Source organism: Herbaspirillum frisingense GSF30 (genome assembly GCF_000300975.2).
GTDB lineage: Bacteria > Pseudomonadota > Gammaproteobacteria > Burkholderiales > Burkholderiaceae_D > Herbaspirillum > Herbaspirillum frisingense.
This window is the reverse complement of record NZ_AEEC02000010.1, coordinates 92834-109996: the sequence shown is the minus strand read 5'-3', so window position 1 is coordinate 109996 and position 17163 is coordinate 92834. Positions and strand designations below refer to the sequence as shown.

At 61.9% G+C, this 17163-nt stretch carries 18 protein-coding genes; 6 read left to right on the top strand and 12 right to left on the bottom strand.

Annotated features, from left to right (window positions below):
* Nucleotides 1–16 precede the first annotated feature (16 nt).
* From HFRIS_RS26005 to HFRIS_RS09385, 3 genes are all read left to right on the top strand, one after another.
* Complete coding sequence (locus HFRIS_RS26005) at nt 17–1111, top strand: globin family protein (protein WP_338033733.1); 1095 nt, start codon at nt 17–19, stop codon at nt 1109–1111.
* Between the two features lie 89 nt (nt 1112–1200).
* A complete protein-coding gene (locus HFRIS_RS09390) occupies nt 1201–2202 on the top strand; it encodes an LLM class flavin-dependent oxidoreductase (protein WP_039875113.1) in 1002 nt (333 codons plus the stop codon).
* A complete protein-coding gene (locus HFRIS_RS09385; protein ID WP_006463068.1) occupies nt 2199–3008 on the top strand; it encodes a TOBE domain-containing protein in 810 nt (269 codons plus the stop codon). Before HFRIS_RS09390 ends, HFRIS_RS09385 begins: the two co-directional genes overlap by 4 nt.
* 89 nt (nt 3009–3097) lie before the next feature.
* Here HFRIS_RS09385 and HFRIS_RS09380 read toward each other — a convergent pair whose 3' ends face one another.
* The 4 genes from HFRIS_RS09380 to HFRIS_RS09365 are packed head-to-tail and all read right to left on the bottom strand — an operon-like array spanning nt 3098 to nt 6249.
* Nucleotides 3098–3556, bottom strand: a complete 459-nt coding sequence (locus tag HFRIS_RS09380; RefSeq protein WP_139347033.1) for a cupin domain-containing protein — start codon at nt 3554–3556, stop codon at nt 3098–3100.
* Between the two features lie 23 nt (nt 3557–3579).
* Nucleotides 3580–4428 (bottom strand): MBL fold metallo-hydrolase, encoded by an 849-nt coding sequence (locus tag HFRIS_RS09375; protein ID WP_006463066.1) that lies wholly within the window; start codon nt 4426–4428, stop codon nt 3580–3582.
* A 29-nt stretch (nt 4429–4457) separates the two neighbouring features.
* Complete coding sequence (locus tag HFRIS_RS09370) at nt 4458–4919, bottom strand: RidA family protein (RefSeq protein ID WP_006463065.1); 462 nt, start codon at nt 4917–4919, stop codon at nt 4458–4460.
* A gap of 13 nt (nt 4920–4932) precedes the next feature.
* Complete coding sequence (locus HFRIS_RS09365) at nt 4933–6249, bottom strand: MFS transporter (protein ID WP_006463064.1); 1317 nt, start codon at nt 6247–6249, stop codon at nt 4933–4935.
* 261 nt (nt 6250–6510) lie between these two features.
* On the opposite strand from HFRIS_RS09365, the gene HFRIS_RS09360 reads away from it, so the two are divergent.
* Both HFRIS_RS09360 and HFRIS_RS09355 read left to right on the top strand, forming a co-directional pair.
* The gene (locus HFRIS_RS09360; RefSeq protein WP_006463063.1) at nt 6511–7143 is read left to right on the top strand and encodes a DJ-1/PfpI family protein; all 633 of its coding nucleotides are present in this window, start codon (nt 6511–6513) and stop codon (nt 7141–7143) included.
* Entirely contained in the window at nt 7136–7768 is a 633-nt protein-coding gene (locus HFRIS_RS09355) for a helix-turn-helix domain-containing protein (RefSeq protein WP_006463062.1), read from the top strand. Before HFRIS_RS09360 ends, HFRIS_RS09355 begins: the two co-directional genes overlap by 8 nt.
* A 133-nt stretch (nt 7769–7901) precedes the next feature.
* Here the strand turns inward: HFRIS_RS09355 and lpdA are convergent, their stop codons facing one another.
* From lpdA to HFRIS_RS09315, 8 genes are all read right to left on the bottom strand, one after another.
* Nucleotides 7902–9326 carry a dihydrolipoyl dehydrogenase gene (gene lpdA / locus HFRIS_RS09350; RefSeq protein WP_006463061.1) on the bottom strand — a complete coding sequence of 475 codons (1425 nt, stop codon included), beginning with the start codon at nt 9324–9326 and terminating at the stop codon, nt 7902–7904.
* Between the two features lie 11 nt (nt 9327–9337).
* On the bottom strand, nt 9338–10642 hold the full coding sequence (locus tag HFRIS_RS09345; protein WP_006463060.1) for a pyruvate dehydrogenase complex dihydrolipoamide acetyltransferase: 1305 nt from the start codon (nt 10640–10642) through the stop codon (nt 9338–9340).
* Between the two features lies 1 nt (nt 10643).
* On the bottom strand, nt 10644–11129 hold the full coding sequence (locus tag HFRIS_RS09340; protein ID WP_006463059.1) for a VOC family protein: 486 nt from the start codon (nt 11127–11129) through the stop codon (nt 10644–10646).
* 29 nt (nt 11130–11158) lie between these two features.
* Nucleotides 11159–13357, bottom strand: coding sequence for an alpha-ketoacid dehydrogenase subunit alpha/beta (locus HFRIS_RS09335; protein WP_006463058.1), 2199 nt, complete (start codon nt 13355–13357; stop codon nt 11159–11161).
* Between the two features lie 70 nt (nt 13358–13427).
* On the bottom strand, nt 13428–14255 hold the full coding sequence (locus HFRIS_RS09330; protein ID WP_006463057.1) for an SDR family NAD(P)-dependent oxidoreductase: 828 nt from the start codon (nt 14253–14255) through the stop codon (nt 13428–13430).
* 31 nt (nt 14256–14286) lie between these two features.
* Nucleotides 14287–15021 carry an ABC transporter ATP-binding protein gene (locus HFRIS_RS09325; protein WP_006463056.1) on the bottom strand — a complete coding sequence of 245 codons (735 nt, stop codon included), beginning with the start codon at nt 15019–15021 and terminating at the stop codon, nt 14287–14289.
* Nucleotides 15018–15806, bottom strand: a complete 789-nt coding sequence (locus HFRIS_RS09320; RefSeq protein ID WP_006463055.1) for an ABC transporter ATP-binding protein — start codon at nt 15804–15806, stop codon at nt 15018–15020. Before HFRIS_RS09320 ends, HFRIS_RS09325 begins: the two co-directional genes overlap by 4 nt.
* Entirely contained in the window at nt 15803–17008 is a 1206-nt protein-coding gene (locus HFRIS_RS09315) for a branched-chain amino acid ABC transporter permease (RefSeq protein ID WP_006463054.1), read from the bottom strand. Before HFRIS_RS09315 ends, HFRIS_RS09320 begins: the two co-directional genes overlap by 4 nt.
* Here HFRIS_RS09315 and HFRIS_RS25545 point away from each other — a divergent pair.
* Complete coding sequence (locus HFRIS_RS25545; protein ID WP_167331820.1) at nt 16926–17162, top strand: hypothetical protein; 237 nt, start codon at nt 16926–16928, stop codon at nt 17160–17162. The two genes, HFRIS_RS09315 and HFRIS_RS25545, sit on opposite strands and share 83 nt — an antisense overlap.
* Nucleotide 17163 lies beyond the last annotated feature (1 nt).

Here is a 17163-nt window from a genome sequence, read left to right as displayed (position 1 = left end):
GACTCTCCATAGATGAATGCTGGAACCCAATGCGCTGCCTGAGAGCGCTCAAACCGACTGCGGACTCTGCCGTGAAGTTGAGATCCAGAAAATCGACAGAAAAAGCGCCGTGTCGTTACCGAATAGATACTGTGCCAGGCAAGCAAACTTCATGCCCAAGCATGTGGGCGAATCACGCTTGCCAAGCATGCCGCACAAGGACTGTCTTACCTTCACATCGCTTTGGCGGGTTGATGACAATCGTGTCGTCTTTGTCGGTTTTGCGACAAGCGTCGAAACAGCCACAACTGCCGTGAATATTCGCCATCTCTTTGATTTAAATGAGAATTCCGGTGTGGCACGGTTTTGGCTATCGAGGCAGGTCATGGCCATCGCCGGTTGGCATGAAGGATGGAGCAGCGCAAGCCGGCAGCCCAGCCAGCGTTATGTAGCGAGCTATACAAACCTCAGTCATCCACCATCGCTGATCATGAATCTGCCCTCAACCTCCGAGCCTGGTGCACCAAGCGCGTGCTGGACGCCCTGCTCTCAGGCCTGCTATCTGACCCTGAACTGGCCGGTCGCTGGCGCGGCCATGCTGCGTGGCCCGCAGCAGGCGATATGCGATCCGCCAGTGGTACCGCAACCGGCGCACCGGCTGCTTGCACTGTGCGAAGAATCCGGCTTGCGCAGACTGGTGCTACATCACATGCGGCGCCTGCGTCATTCCCCCCTGTTCGCACGTTCGCACCATTGCTTTGATTGCGTCACCTCGCGGACCGCCGACTTCGTGGTGGAGTCTTGCGGCGGCCCACTCTATTACAGCCGGCGCCATGCCCATCTGCAGGCGGGCGCCGGCTTGCCGTTGCTGTTGGATGAAGCGGGGCGCGAATTGTGGCTGGTACAGCTTTGGCACACCTTTGACGATATCGGTTTTCCGCCCGCGCTGCGTGCCGACTTCTGGGCCTGGGCCGAACCCTTGTCGCTTCATCTGCTGGTACGTCATGCGCTCATCGAACCGCCACGGCGCTACCCCTATGAGCTGGTACGCAGCTGGTTCCACTCGCCCGCCACCGATATGCTGCCGCCGATAGCGGATCTGATCCGGCCATCGGGAAGGTCCGAACCATGAACTGCTCCATCGGACATCGCTTCGCCCGCACTGGCTTCTCGATGAGGCCGGTCTGAGTGATGTCCAACTCTTTTTCCTGTGAACCCGCCATGCCGGAATATCAGCAACGATACGGTGTCTTCCTCAACGTCGAAAATCCCCACGGCAACGCGCGCGAAGCGCTGTTGCAAACCGTTGATCATGCCGTCGCAGCAGAGGCCCTGGGCTATCACGATGTCTGGGTCGCCGAGCATCATTACAGCAGCTTTGCCATCGGTAGCGCCTTGATGGTGCTGCTGGCCCAGATCGCCGCACGCACTTCGCGCATCCGCCTCGGTACGGGCGCGTCGTTGCTGGCAATCAATGATCCCTTGCGGGTTGCCGAGGACGTCGCCACGCTGGACCTGCTCAGCAATGGCCGGATGGAATTCGGCGTGGCACGCGGCGGTCCATTTCCCGAGCAATATCGTCACGCCGGCTTGAGCGGCGCCGATCAGGCACGCGCGCGCATGATTGAGGCGCTGGAGGTCATCCAGCGCACATGGCAAGGCGTGCCATTCAGTACCGAGGGACGATTTTTTCACTACGACAGGGTGCAGTTGCAACCGCAGCCGCTGCAACGGCCCATTCCGGTGTGGCTGGCCAGCATGAGCGGGGATTCGCTTGATCTGGCCGCGCGCCGTGGTTATGGACTGATGGCCACGCCGTCCGCCGACCTCGGGCAGGTGGTCACGCGCGTGGCTGCACAGCGCGCGCAGCGCGGCCCCTTCCCGTTTGCCATCGCCCGTTTTTTCCATTGCGAACCGGAGGCACACAAGGCGCTGGCGCACGGCCTGGTGGGCGTGCGCGCGTATCCGCGCATGATGCAAGTGCAATTCGCAGCCGGCGGCACCCCGCCCATGTTCCAGGCCGATGCCTCCGACCAGGTCATCCTGGCCAACGCCATCATCGGCGATCCGGCGCAATGCGTGGCACGCATTGGCCAGCTGCAAGAAAAACTGGGGCCACATCGCCTGCTACTCAAGCCTGCCAGCCATGATCCCCAGCAGGCGCGCGCAGCCCTGAGCTTGCTGGCGGGCGCGCTGGGACTGCAGCCATCGGCAAGGACATGAATACCTTGCCTGCCACCGATACCACCTTGTTGAGCAGCGAACTGAAACTGGTGCATCGCCTGGACCAGCGCTTCTTTGCCCTGCTCGACGCCATCGCGCAAACCGGCTCGATCAATCGCGCGGCCAGTACGGCGGGCTACAGCTACAAGGGCGCATGGATGCTGCTGGAGTCAGCCGGCAACCTGGTCAATGGCGCATTGATTGAAACCGTCACCGGCGGCAAAGGCGGCGGCGGCACCCGGCTCACGCCAGCCGCGGTCGAACTGCTGGCCGTGTGGCGCGAGCTGCAACGGCGCAATCTCGAATTCCTGCATCGGCAGGAGACATGGCTTAATCAACTGCCAGCTTTGGCTGGCCTGCTTCGGAGAATGGCAATGAAAACCAGCGCACGTAATCAGTTCGCCGGCGTCATCAGTGCGATCGATACCGGCCCTGTCACTACGCAAGTCACCGTCACCATCGCCGGCGCGCAAGAGATCGTGGCCACCATGACGACGACCGCCGCCAACCGGCTCAAACTCAGGATCGGCAGCAATGCGATTGCACTGATCAAGTCCTCGGCGGTGGTGCTGGTCACCGATTTTGCCGGCTTTGCCCTCTCGGCACGCAATCAATTCGAAGGCACAGTCTCGCGCCTGGAGCGTGGCGCGGTATCGTCGCTTGTGGTGCTGACCTTGCCTGGCGGCGCCTCTATGACCGCCAGCCTGACCAATGACGCCATCGAAGCGCTGTCGCTGGCGGTGGGGCAGACCGCTACCGCCGTCTTCAAGGCGTATGCAGTGATGGTGGCCGTGCAGCAGGATTGATTACATACTGCGGTCATGCTTCCTTCTGGGTCGCTGACGCTCATTGAGACTCAACAGCATGTCGGCACCCCAAGGGGGCCGACATTGCTTCATCGCGCCTGATGCGTACGCGGGGCGTGGTCCGTTGCAATACGTTGTTTGGCGGCAGCATCAAACCCGGCACTATTGCGGAAGATATTCGGTTTCCGGTAGATGGCCAGAATAGTGCAGCCTTCCGCGCTATGCGTTTCATGCAAGGAACCAGGCTTGCGCCAGACGAATTCGCCTGCGCGGCAAATGCCATCATGGTCCGAGAAGGAGCCTTCGATGACATAGCTTTGCTCGATCTCGGGATGCTTGTGAAACGGCAAGGTAGTACCTGGCTGCCATCGCAGCAGGCAAGTCATCTCGCCGATTTCCTTGTTCTCATAGAGCACTTTGATCTCGATGCCCTCAAATTGCGAGGGCTTCCAGTCCATTTCCTCGGGTTTCATATATACCGACCCACCTGGGGTCGGTTGAAGTTCACCACTCAGGCGATCATCAAAGCTCTTGTCCATTGCACCCATTTTTTCATCTCCTCTCGACGACATTAAGCAGCTTGATCCAGAACCGAGGTTACCAGGTTCTGGGGCACTTCCAGTTCAAAGCCCGGCTCGGCCACGTGGACGCGAATATGCGGGAAGCGACTTCTTACCGCGTCAGCGAATTCACTCCAGGGGCGGGAACTCACCTCCATCATTTCGTGGAACTTCTCATGAGGTGGATACAAGACCACCACCTGCGGCTTGAGCGCAGCCACGCCGCGAACCACATCCTGAATGAAATCAAGCTGCATGCCGGCCAGCAGGATGTCGGTCTTGAAGCGACGGCCCAGTGCTTCAATTTCAGCATCCGTCATCTTGCTGTTGAAGCCTTCGTTGTAATTCAGGATCGTGGTGCCGTCTGGCAGCTCGACATGAAATCCCGTGTAGGGAGAATAGAACGGAGCATTCGTGGCACTACTCCATGCCCAGGCCAGTTGCGTGGTGTTTCCCTTGAAGACTGCCTTGGTCAGCGCCTTGTACAAATTGATGTCGCGATGCTGCCAAGGCAGCGCCGTAATCTTGAATCCCGGTACGGAGACGCTATCGAAGGAAGCCGGCTCGATGGCACGCAGCTGCGCGGGCGTAAACTTGTGACGCCGCTGCATGAAGCGGGTCAGCGACGGCGCGCCGATCACGCAGGCGCCCGTTGCCTTTGCCACTTCCGGCACGTCCAGAAAATGCTCTTCGTGGCCATGCGTCACGCAGATGTACTTGGCATGCATGAAATCGTCCAGATGGAACCACTCGGCGCCACAATAGGGACGATAGAAAGGGTCAAAGAACAGCGCTCCGTGCGACGTCTCCAGAGCAATACTGGACCACCCGTAATACTTCAGCTTGGCTGCTACATTCATGATTTTCCTCTTTGGTTCAGGCAATAATTTCAGGCAATAATTTCGACAACTGCTTCGATCTCTACCGCAACATTCACGGGCAGCGAACTGACCCCAACCGCAGCTCTGGCATGGGCGCCAGCGGCGCCGAACAAACTTACGAACAGGTCAGATGCGCCGTTGACGACCTTGGGGGCATCAGCGAAGTCGGGAGTGCAACGTACGAAGCCACCAAGGCGGACCACCTGTACAACGCGGTCCCAGCGGCCATCGATCGCGGCCTTGATCTGCGCCAGCACATTGAGTGCGCATTGTTGTGCAGCCTCGTAACCCTGTTCCAAAGTCACGTCCTCACCCAGACGGCCGACCAAGGTGGGCCGGCCATCCTTCAATGGCAACTGACCAGAGATGAACAGGAGATTCCCGCTCTTCTTGTAGCCGACAAAACTTCCTGCCGCCGCACCCAGTTCCGGTAGTGCCAAATTCATCTCCGCGAGCCTGCTTTCCAACATGTCTGTCCTTTCGTTATTTAAGAAGTGCTTCGTTCTTGGTCTCACGCGCAAACATTGCTGCAACCAAGGTAATGAGCGCCAGCACGATGAGCATCACCGACACGCCGGCCGTTCCTCCCATATAGCCGGCCAATGCCGTTGCCAGCACCGGTGCGAAACCACCGCCCAGGGCTGCCGCCACCTGGAATCCAAACGATGCGCCGCTATAGCGCACATTGGCCCCGAACAGCTCCGGGAAATAGGTCGATTCGGGGGCAAACATCAGGCCATGCCCCAGACTCATCGCAACAACAATGGTGAGCATGACAATCTCGGGCGTCCTCATTTCCAATAGCCAGAACAGAGGAAATGCAAAGGCCAGGGTAAAGATCGCGCCAATGAAATACAGTGGACGGCGACCAATTCGGTCTGACAAAAATCCAAACAGAGGAATGGTGATGAGCTCGACCGCCGCCGCCACGAGGATGGCGTCCAGAATCATGGATTTGGGTAGCTTCAGCGTGCCTGTCGCGTAGACCACGACAAAGACCGTCAACATGTAGACCCAGGAAACTTCCGATATCTTCAAGCCGACAGCGACCAGGAAGCTCCTGGGATGCTTGAAGATGGCCTCTTTTACGGGATTGCTCACAATCTCCCGACGCGCCTTCATCTCCTCAAACACAGGCGACTCGCTCACGTTACTGCGGATGAACATGCCCAACAGGATCAACACGGCGCTGATCAGGAAGGGCACCCGCCATCCCCAGGCCAGGATGTCAGCCTCCGGCATTTTGGCGATCACGCCGAAGACCAGTGTTGCCACCACCAGACCGATGGGGAAGCCCACTTGCACCAGGCTGCCATAAAGCCCTCGATGCTCTTTTGGCGCGTGCTCCAGCACCATGACCGAGGCCCCGCCCCATTCTCCTCCCAGGCCAATGCCTTGAATGAAGCGCAAGGAGATCAGCAAGATGGGCGCCCAGATACCGATCTGGGCGTAGGTCGGCAGCACACCGATCAGGAAGGTGCCCAAGCCCATCATGACCAGCGTGAGCATCAGGATGGATTTTCGTCCCAGCCGATCGCCGAAGTATCCAAAAATCGCACCCCCTAATGGCCTGGCCAGAAAACCGACCGCATAGCTTCCTAACGCGGCCAACGTCCCCAGCAAAGGATCGATGCTTGGGAAGAACAGTTTGTTGAACACGAGTGCGGCGGCCATACCGTAGATCAGAAAGTCGTACCACTCGATGATAGTGCCGATCGTGCTGGCGAAAACCACGGAACGCAGGCTGCGCTGACTGCCTGCATCGTGCGCACGGGCGTGCAAGTCGTAACTGGTTGTCATGCTGATGTCCTTTCGAAAACGATGTTCGTTGAACTTCCGGGAAACCGCCGCCCACCAAAAATGGTCACATTAGGAAACCTTATTCACCATTTTGGAACGTCCCGCACAAGCATGAAACCCACCAAATCCTCAATATCATGCATAAATATGCGATTCAGGCCAGCTGAAGTCAAGCCTTGCATATTTCATGCCATGAAACATTTATCGTCAAAGTTTCATATAATGACCATACCCCCCCACATTCATCACGAAGAGGAAATCATGAAATTTGGCGTGTTTATCTATGAAGGGGTCGAACCAATTGACCTGGCCACCATCGGCGTGCTGTCCATGGCGCGTCGCATCGCGCCTGAGATCAGCTTTTGGACAGTAGCGGCAGCGGCGGGGCCGGTTCGGCTTGCCAATGGCTTGACGGTGATCGCCGACTACGGATTTGATGAATTGCCGCCCATCAATACGCTGATCGTCACGGGCGGCCCCGGATGGCAGCAATGCTGCGCAGACCAGGCTGCGCTGACGTTCTTGCAGAAGATGGCCGGACGCGCCACGCTGGCATCCGTTTGCACCGGCGCCATGATCCTGGCTGCTGCGGGCCTGCTGGAAGGTCAGGTCGCGACAACGAAGGTGGAGGTCGCAACCGGTGAACAAGTCCCATTGGAGATCATGAGATCGCAATACCCGGGGATTGACGTCAAGGCAGCCTTGCTGACTGATAATGGCAGTATCATTACGGGCGGCGGCGTGTCCAGATGCATCGACGCCACCCTCTACTTGCTGGAAAAATACTTGGGAAGTGACGTAGCGGACCAGACCGCCCGCATCATGGAGTACACCCATGCGCGTGCGGCCAACCTGGCGGCGGCCCCCATTATCAACAATGCGGCAAATGAATAGCGAAGAATATCCAGTCAAAGAAGAAAGCCCCACGGCCATCGAGCTGCAGCTCGGCAAGCGCATTTCAAAACTGCGCGCGGCCAGGGGGTTCACGCAGGATCAGCTGGCGGCGGCCACCGGCTTCACAAAGGGATATCTCTCTAAAATAGAGAACTCCAAGGTCATCCCTCCCATCGGCACCCTGATCAAAATTGCCCAGGTCCTGGAGACGGATGTGGCTGATCTGCTGGAGCCAGAAGAAGTTGACGATCAAAGCGACGCACTTTGCGTGGTTCGCTCCTGGCAGCGGGAGTCCGTCATCAAAGGTGGCAGCTCATTCGGCTACGATTACACCGCCCTGGCCCACAAGCGACACCACAAGCAGATGGAACCCTTCATCATGGTGTTTCCATCCAAGGTGGACCGCGATATCCGCTTTGAACACGAAGGTGAAGAATTCATGTTCATTCTGGAAGGAGAAGTCGAATTCGAAGCCACCATCGATAGCCGCAATAAAACCTGGCTACTCTCTCCTGGCGACAGCATCTACTTCGATTCGCGCATTCCTCATCGTGGGCGCAGCTTGAACGGCGAGGCACGTGCACTGGTCGTCATCTATCGCTCGCAAAGCAAAATCATCCCGTAGGACAAAAAGCTCGCTCATCCAAGAAACAGCGGCTGTTGAGTGACTCGACGGTCGCCCCTCTCGGCATTCGACCTGGCTTTCATTGCCTGCCGAAGGGGTCGGCTATCCAAACCCGCCACGCCATCCCGGCCGATCACCCATGCAAGCCCCGCTGATAAGCCGCCAACACCGCCTCATGCATCACCTCCGACTGCGTCGGATGAGGAAACACGGTCGCCATCAGTTCAGCCTCGCTGCTCTCCAGCTCACGCGCAATGGCATAGCCCTGGATCATTTCGGTGACTTCCTCGCCCACCATGTGAGCGCCCAGCAGTTCGCCGCTGCCTTCATCAAAAATCACCTTGGCAAAGCCCCCGGTAGCGCCCAGCGCAATGGCCTTGCCATTGACCGCAAACGGAAACTGTCCCACCCGGATACGGCGTCCAGCCTGGCGCGCAGCGGCTTCCGTCAGACCGACGCTGGCGACCTGCGGATGGCTGTACGTGCAAGCCGGGATCTTTGACGGGTCCAGTGCATGCGGATCGAGGCCGGCGATCTTCTCGACGCAGGCCACGCCTTCGTGACTTGCCTTGTGGGCCAGCCACGGCGGACCGGCAACATCACCGATGGCGTACACGCCCGGTTCGCCGGTGCGACCAAAGGCATCGGTCACGATGTGGCTGCGCTCCACCTTGACCGCCGTGCTCTCCAGGCCCAGGTCCTCGACGTTTCCGACGATGCCGGCTGCCACCAGGACCACGTCGGCCACCAGCGTGTCGGTATGCCGGCCTTCGAGCGTCACCTGCCACTCGACACCGGTGCTGGTAGCGCCATCACGCTTGACCGTCGAGGCGATGCGCGCGCCGGTGTAGAGGCGCATGCCGTCCTTGCGCAGCGCGTCGGCGACGTGGGCACTGATGTCTTCGTCCTCCACTGGCAGGATGCGCTCGGCTATCTCCACCACGCTGACCTCGGCACCCAGTGCGCGATAGAAGCTGGCGAACTCGATGCCGATCGCGCCTGCGCCGATCACCAGCAGGCGGCGCGGTGTCTGGCGCGGCATCAACGCTTCGCGATAGGACCAGACGCTCTCGCCATCGGGCTGCAGCCCCGGCAGCACCCGTGCACGCGCCCCCGTGGCCAGGATGATGTTGCTTGCCGTGATGACGGACTTCCCCTGCTTGCCGTCCTTGCCCTCGACCTCCAGGCGTCCGCGCCCGGCCAGGCGGGCCCTGCCCTCGACGACGGTGATCTTGTTCTTCTTCATCAGGTAGGCCACGCCCTTGGTCAGATGCGCGGCTACCGAACGCGAACGCGCCACCATGGTCTGCAGGTCGGTCTCGGGCTCGCCGACCTGCACGCCGAACCTGGCGGCGTCACGCACCAGGCGCAAGACATCGGCCGAGCGCAGCAGCGCCTTGGTGGGAATACATCCCCAGTTCAGGCAGACACCACCCAACTGGGCCTTCTCCACCAGGACGGTCTTCATGCCCAGCTGGGCGGCACGGATCGCCGCCACATAACCGCCCGGGCCGCCGCCAACGACGGCCAGGTCGAAATCAGTTTGCGCTGCCTTCATCACGTATCACCTCAAATCAATGCACTCAGGGGGTTCTCGATGCAACGCTGGAAGGCCGCCAGCCATTGCGCGGCCAGTGCACCATCCACGGCGCGGTGATCCACCGACAGCGTGACCTTCATGACCTGCGCCACGGCGAGTTGCCCATCGACCACGACCGGCTGCGACAGCGTGGCGCCCACGGCCAGGATCGCCGCCTGTGGGGGGTTGATGATGGCCGAGAATTCGCGCACACCGAACATGCCCAGATTGCTGACCGTAAAGCTGCCGCCCTGGTACTCGTTAGGCGCCAGCGCACCGGATCGCGCCCGCGCCGCAAGGTCCACTATCTCGCGACTGATGGCCGACAGGGTCTTGCCGCCCGCATTGCGCACCACCGGCGTGATCAGGCCGCCCTCGGTGGACACGGCCACCGAGATATCGGCCTGCTGGTACTTGCGCAGCGCGGCCTCGGTCCAGCTGACGTTCATGTCGGGCACGCTCTGCAGCGCCGCTGCCACTGCCTTGACGATGAAATCGTTGACCGAGATCTTGCGCGTGCCGGCAGCATTGATTTCCGCGCGCAGGGCCAGCAGCCTGTCCATGCGGCAGTCGGCACTGAGATAGAAGTGGGGAATGCTGGCCTTGCTCTCGCTGAGACGGCGTGCGATGGTGCGTCGCATGCCACTGTGAGGGATGTCGGTGAAGGCAGCACTGCCTTGCGCAGCGCTGGCGCTGGGGATGGCGATGGCTGGCGGCGTCGCATCGCTACCGGCAGCGGCCGTAGCATCAGCAGCCGTCGCAGGGGCAGCTTGCGCAGCCGCTTCCACGTCGCGCCTGACGATACGACCATGCGGCCCGCTGCCCGTCATTCCTGCCAGTTCCAGGCCACGCTCCTGCGCCAGGCGACGTGCCAGCGGGCTGGCAAAGATGCGCCCCGACGCCGCTGCGTCGGGTTCACATTCAGGTTCGGCTGCCCCCGTAGTTGTTGCTGCAGAGGCGCTGGCGGTGGCCGATGCAGTCGTGCCAGCGCCCGCTGGCGGCTCCACGGCAACGCCGGCCGCCGCCAGCAGTGCGGCAATATCGACCTCGGTTTCGCCCTCTTCGAACAGCACGGCGATCGGTGCGCCGACTTCCACCTCCTGGCCCGCCGCGGCCAGGATCTTGCCCAGCACGCAATTGCTGTCGGCGTCGTATTCGATGACGGCCTTGTCGGTTTCGATCTCTGCGAGGCACTCGCCGGCCTTGATGGCTTCGCCTTCCTTCCGGGACCACTGGACGATCACCGCCGAGGTCGCATTTGCGGCGATTTCCGGCATCTTGATCAGCTTTGCCATGTCATTGCCCCTCTTTCTTGAGATCGGGTCGATAGGCAGCGATGTCGCTGTACTGGACCAGTTCCAGCACATTGCCTTCCGGGTCGCGGCAGAACGCCAGATACACCCCGGGACGGGCCTCCACACGCTGCGCACCGGTCATGAACTCGATACCGGCAGCGCGCAGGGTGGCGATGGCGGCATCGATGTCGGCCACGATGAAGGTGAGATAGGCGGCGTTGGGGCGGTCCAGGATGTAGGCGGGAGGCGTCTCGGCGCGCAGTGGCGTGCGGGGTGCCAGCAGCTTGATCCGTTCGCCATAGGGGGTCTGCAGACGGACCACGGTGTAGCCGTCGGCAGACAGACCGGAGGCTGCCGACTTCTCGGCAGGGACGGTGATTTCACTCACAAAGCTGAAACCCATGATGGTTTCATAGAAGCGCCGCAGCGCCGGCAGGTCACGACAGGCGATGCCCACTTCCAGGGGGACGATCATCTCGATGCTCATGGCAAATCCTTTCGGTAATCAGGCGGTATTCAGCGAACCTCGGGGCGGGCGCCCTTGTCGCGCATCACCTGCTGCAGACCGGCGACGGTCTCCTCGGTGCGGGCGGCGGCGGCACGTTCCAACACCTTGGAGATGCTGGGCGAGGCCTCGCCACCTACCACCCGCTGCACCGGCTGGTCCAGCCAGTCAAAGAAGCGGCGCTGGATCTCGTCGGCCAGCCAGCCGCCATAGGAAGTACCCTGCGCGCCCTGCTCCACGATCAGTACATTGTTGGTCTTGCGGATGCTCTGGCCGATGGTGTCCCAGTCGAGGCTGGCGCGGTCCAGCCAGCGCAGGTCGATCACTTCGGCGTCGATGCCGGTCTGCTGTACGGCTTCCAGGGCATGCGCCACCATGGATAGATAGGTCAGCACCGTCATCTCCTGGCCGGCACGTCGCACAGCGGCGCGCCCGAAGGGCGTCTGGTAGTCGAAGTCGTCTACGGGCGCAGGACCGCTGCTGTTGTAGAGGTCCACATGTTCGATCACCAGTACCGGGTCCTTCAGCGCCAGCGCCGCGTTCATCAGGCCGACATAGTCGAAAGGCGTGGACGGCGCCACGATGCGCCATCCCGGGCTGGTGGCGAAGATGCCCGCCGGGTCCATGGAGTGCTGCGAACCATAGCCGGTCCCCATCGCCACCTTGGTACGGAGGACGAAAGGCACCTCGATATCGCCGCCGAACATGTGACGTGCCTTGCCGATCTGGTTGAACACCTGATCGGCCGCCACCCACATGAAGTCCGGGTACATGAACTCGACCACGGGACGGAAGCGGCCGTCCATGGCGATGCCGCCGCCCAGTCCGCAGAAGGCGTTTTCGCTGATGGGTGTGCCCAGCGTGCGCTCGGGATATTTGTCTTTCAGGCCACGGGTTGCGCCATTGGTGCCGCCCTTGAGGCGATGCACGTCTTCGCCCATGACCACCACCCGCTCGTCCACGGCCATGCGACGATCCATCACATCAGCCACCACGTCGATAAACTTGCGCTGCGCCAGCTTGCCGCCGAATCCGGCTTCTTCCTCGGTGCGCGCTCCCTCCAGTTCCGACAGATCGCCACGGATACCGACATCACGAAAATCCGGGCTGGGCCAGAGTTCCGGGCGGATGCGCTTCTTGCCGGCCCGGGCCGGATCGTCTTCCGTCAGCGCCTGTACCGCCCGCGCCATGGCGGCCTTGATGCGATTGCGCAGTGCCAGGATGCCGGCCTCGTCGATCAGGCCGCGTTCGCGCATGCGCTGGCCGACCAGGTCCAGCGGGTCCCGCTGACGCCAGCTCTGCTCTTCTTCCTTGCTGCGATAGCCGAAAGCACTACCGGGGAAGCCGCCGTTCTGGTGGAAGAAACGATAGACATCGGCCTCGATGATGGTCGGCCCCTTGCCGGCCCGCATGTGCTGCAAGGCCTCGCTCATGGCCAGGTGCACCGCCAGCGGGTCCATGCCGTTGACCTTCCAGCTGGGGATGTTGAAGGCGGCGCCGCGTGCCGACAGACGCGGTTCGGCCGTGGCCTCGTCCACCGTGGTGGAGACGGCGTAGCCATTGTTCTCGATGAAGAAGCAGAGCGGCAGCTTCCAGGCGGCGGCGATATTCATGGTCTCCAGCACCGAGCCGATGTTGACTGCACCATCGCCGAAATAGGTCACGGCGACATGCTCGGTTCCGGCATGCTTGTGCGCCCAGGCTGCACCCGCTGCCAGCGGCACCCCACCGCCGACGATGGCGTTGGTCCCCAGTACGCCCGCCTCTGCCCAGCGCAGGTGCATGGAGCCGCCACGTCCCTGGCAGAAGCCTTGCGCCAGGCCAAGGATTTCGGCCAGCGTCCGCTGCAGCAGCTGCTCGACCGCCGGGCTCAGTTCGGCCGTGGGCGCGATGCCCTCCGGCATGAGATAGGCCAATGCCTTGGCCAGGAAATGATGGTGCCCCCGGTGCGAGCCATTGACCTGGTCTGCCGCCAGCAGGGGCAGGATGGAACCGGCCGCCCCGCCCTCCTGACCGACGCTGGAATGGGCAGGGCCATGCACCAGGCCATCCATGGCCAGTTCCAGCACGGATTCTTCGAAGGCGCGGATGATATGCATGTGCGCCAGCAGGGAGCCCAGCAAGCCGGGATCGGCGGCATTCCAGTCGGCGTCGGTGGTGCGCAGTTCGACCCAGGGCGCGGCCGGGGCGAGTGCAATATGGTCAGACATGGGCTTACTCTCCAGAGAAGAAACTGATTCGGTGATAGCGGCCGCACCATCGGGGCGGCCGGAGAAAAGATCAGATATAGCTATAGGCCGACCAGCCGCCATCGGCCACGATGGCCTGGCCGTTGATGAAGGCGGCATGTTCGGAGGCCAGGAACAAGGCCAGGGTGGCGATCTCGTGCGGCTCACCCAGGCGACCGGCGGGCGTACGCTTCTTCAAGGCCGCCAGGTCCATGCGGCCGGTACTGACCAGTTCCTGCACCAGGGCCGTATGTACGTAGCCCGGCGCAAGCGCATTCACGCGCAGCCCCTTGGGCGCCCACTCCACCGCCAATACCTTGGTCAGCATCACCACCGCCGCCTTGCTGGCGCAGTAGGCCGCGCGCTCGGGCGCGGCCACCGTGCCATACATCGACGCGGTGTTGAGGATCACCCCGTGCCCCTGGGCCACCATGTGCCGGGCCACTGCCTGGGCGCAAAAGAAGACCCCGTTCAGATTGACGTCGATGGCATGGCGCCACTGCTGTGCAGGCAGTTCCAGGGTCGGCCGGTTGGCCGAGATGCCGGCATTGTTGAGCAGGATGTCGATGCGGCCGAAACGTGCATGGACGGCCGCCGTTGCCGCCTCCACCGCTGTTTCGTCGACGATGGAAGCGACCAGGCATTCGACTTCGATCTGCGGGAAGGTCCGGTGCAGTTCCGCCCGGGCACGCTCCAGCGATTCGATGTTGACATCCAGCAGGGCCAGATGGGTGCCATTGGCCGCGAAGGCATCGGCCATGGCACGGCCGATGCCGCTGCCGGCCCCAGTGATGAAGGCGACCTGGTTGGCCAGATCGGGAAACTGCTTGTATTTGGCGGTGGCATGCAGTGCATGCGCATCGATAGTCTGATCGCTCATGGTTTCTCTTGAAGTGAAGTCGCTTGCCGGCTCATACCGCCAGCCAATCCTTGAGCAACTGGGGATTCTCCCCAAGCTCGTCGGGCGTGCCGCTGAAGACGATCTGGCCATGACCGAGCAGGCAGACCCCGGTGGAAATCTTCATGGCGATGGTCAGCTTTTGCTCGATCAGGATCACGGATACGCCACGCCGATGGATTTCCTGGATGGCCTCGCCCACCACGGTCACGATCTTGGGCGCCAGGCCCTCGGTGGGCTCATCGATCAGGATCAGGCGCGGATTGCCCAGCAGCGAGCGGCAGATGGTCAGCATCTGTTGCTCACCCCCGGAAAGATTGCCGGCCCGGGTGTTGCGCCGCTCCTTCAGGCGCGGGAAGAAATCGAACATCTGCTCTACCGTCCATTGGGGCGCATCGTTGCGTGCGCGTTGCATGCCCATCTGCAGGTTCTCGTCGACGCTGAGGTTGGCGAAGACTTCGCGCTCCTCCGGGACGAAGGCGATCCCTGCCCGCGAAACCGCGAAGGGACGTTGCCCGGCCAGATCACGACCGTCCAGCAAGACCTGGCCGCCGGTGGGCGGTACCAGGCCCATGATCGCGCGGGCCGTGGTGGAGCGCCCCGAACCGTTGCGCCCCAGCAGACTGATCACGGCGTTGTGACCGACCTCGAAATTGACACCCTGCAGGATATGGCTCTTGCCGTAGTGCGCGTGCAGGTCGCGTACCTGCAGCAGCGGCGCCTGTGCCGGTGTGGCTGCTGTGCTCATGCTGCGACCTCCTTGCCCAGATAGGCTTCCTGTACTTGCGCATTGTTGCGAATCTCCTCGGGGGTGCCGGTTGCGACCACCTGGCCATAGACCAGGACACTGATGCGGTCGCACAGCGAAAACACCACATCCATGTCGTGCTCCACGATCATCAGGCTGCGGCCCACCGAAAGCTCGCGCAGGAGCTCGGCGGTGTAGTCGGTTTCTTCCCGCGACATGCCGGCCATGGGTTCATCCAGCAGCAAGACCTTGGGGTCGGAGGCCAGGGTCATGCCGATCTCCAGCGAACGTTGTTCCGAATAGGAAAGCTCCCCGCCCAGCGTGTCACGATGGCGGACCAGCCGGACCTGCTCCAGCAACTGCTCCGCCAATGCAGTGACCTTGCGATACTGCGAGATCGGGCGCCACAGCGTGTATTGCATGCCGAAGCGCTGCATCACGCCCAGACGCAGGTTCTCGAACACCGACAGGCGCGGGAAGATATTGGTGATCTGGAAGGAACGCGCCAGTCCCATGCGGTTGATGCGTTCCGGACTGAGCCCGCCGATGGGCAGTTCGCCCAGCAGGATATCCCCTGCGCTGGGCTTGAAGTTGCCCGAGATGAGATGGAACAGCGTCGACTTCCCCGCCCCATTGGGACCAATGAAGGCATGACGCTCGCCGCGCTGCAGTTCCAGGTCGACACCCCGGATGATGTGCGCCTCGCCGAAGGACTTGCTGACGTTGCGCAGGGTCAGTGCCGCCGGGCTGGTCCTGACGGGATGGATGGAGTTGACGGCGCTCATGCGGCCTCCTCTTCATTGAGTGCGTCCCAGGCACGCGTGACCCGGTTCAAGATCAGGCCACCGGCCACCAGCAGCAGCAGAGGCAACAGCCATGTGCTCACCGCGCCGGGTAGCCAGACACGGCCAAACAGGGTGATCGCCGGCCATGGCTGGGCATCCACCAGTTGCGACTGGTAATCCGAGCCCAGGGCGCGCTGCAACAGCTCCACCGAAAACACCACCGCCGCCGCACACGCCAGGGCGCCCAGTGACCAGCCCGCCGCATAGCGCGCCAGCACCGCGCTGCTACGCTGACTGCGCTGCCACCACAGCACCACGCCCGACAGGCCATTGGGCATGAACATCATCACCACCACGAAAATGAGACCCTGGTACAGCAACCAGGAGCGCGTCAGGTCCGAGACCGCATACCCGAAGAAGGTCATCACCGCCGCGCCCAGGGCCGGGCCGAAGAACACTCCGGTACCGCCGATGTAGGCATTGAGCACCACCTCGGAAGACAGGCGCACATCGAAGAGCACGTAGTTGCCGGCTTCATTGTTCATCGCCAGCAGACCACCGGCCACGCCCGCAAAGCTGGCCGAGATCATGAACACCATCACCCGGGCGGCATGCACGTCATAGCCCAGGAACTTCAGGCGCATGGCGTTTTCGCGCAGACCCAGCGTGAGCCGCCCCAGAGGGGTACGGGTGAAGAAGAACAAGGCGCCCAGCGAAGCCAGCACCCAGGCCAGGGTCAGGTAATAGACATGCATCGGCTCGCCAAAGGACAGGCCCCAGGCCGGCATGCGCATCGATGACACCCCTGCCTCGCCACCGAAGACGCTGGTCAGGTGCGGTGCCAGCGCGTGCAACAGTTCGGCCAGGGCCAGGGTGATCATCGAGAAATAGACACCGCTACGCTGCGTCGAAAACCAGCCCGCCACCAGGCCCAGCAGACAGCCGCCCAGTGCCCCGAATATCGGCAGCAGCGGCGTGGGCAGGAGCCCCGCACCGCCCAGCGCATTCATCGCATGCAGGGTGGCAAATGCACCGATACCGAAATAGGCCGCGTGGCCGAAGGAGAGCATGCCACCCTGCCCCGCCAGCACATTGAAGGCCGTTGCAAACAGTGCCGCGATGAGCATCTGGATAGCCGCATTCACCAGCGCCTGGGGCAAAACGAAGGGAGCGATGAGCAGTAACAGCAGCACCGACACCATCAGCAGACGCGAGGCCAGCGATACTGCAGCTGGCGATCGCAGTGACGTGGCTGGGGACGCGGTTGCGGACACGGTTGGTGACACGTCTGGTGGCATTTTTGCGGCCGACCCGGGCAGGCCTGGCAAGACCTTGTTTGTGGATTCGTTCATGTGAC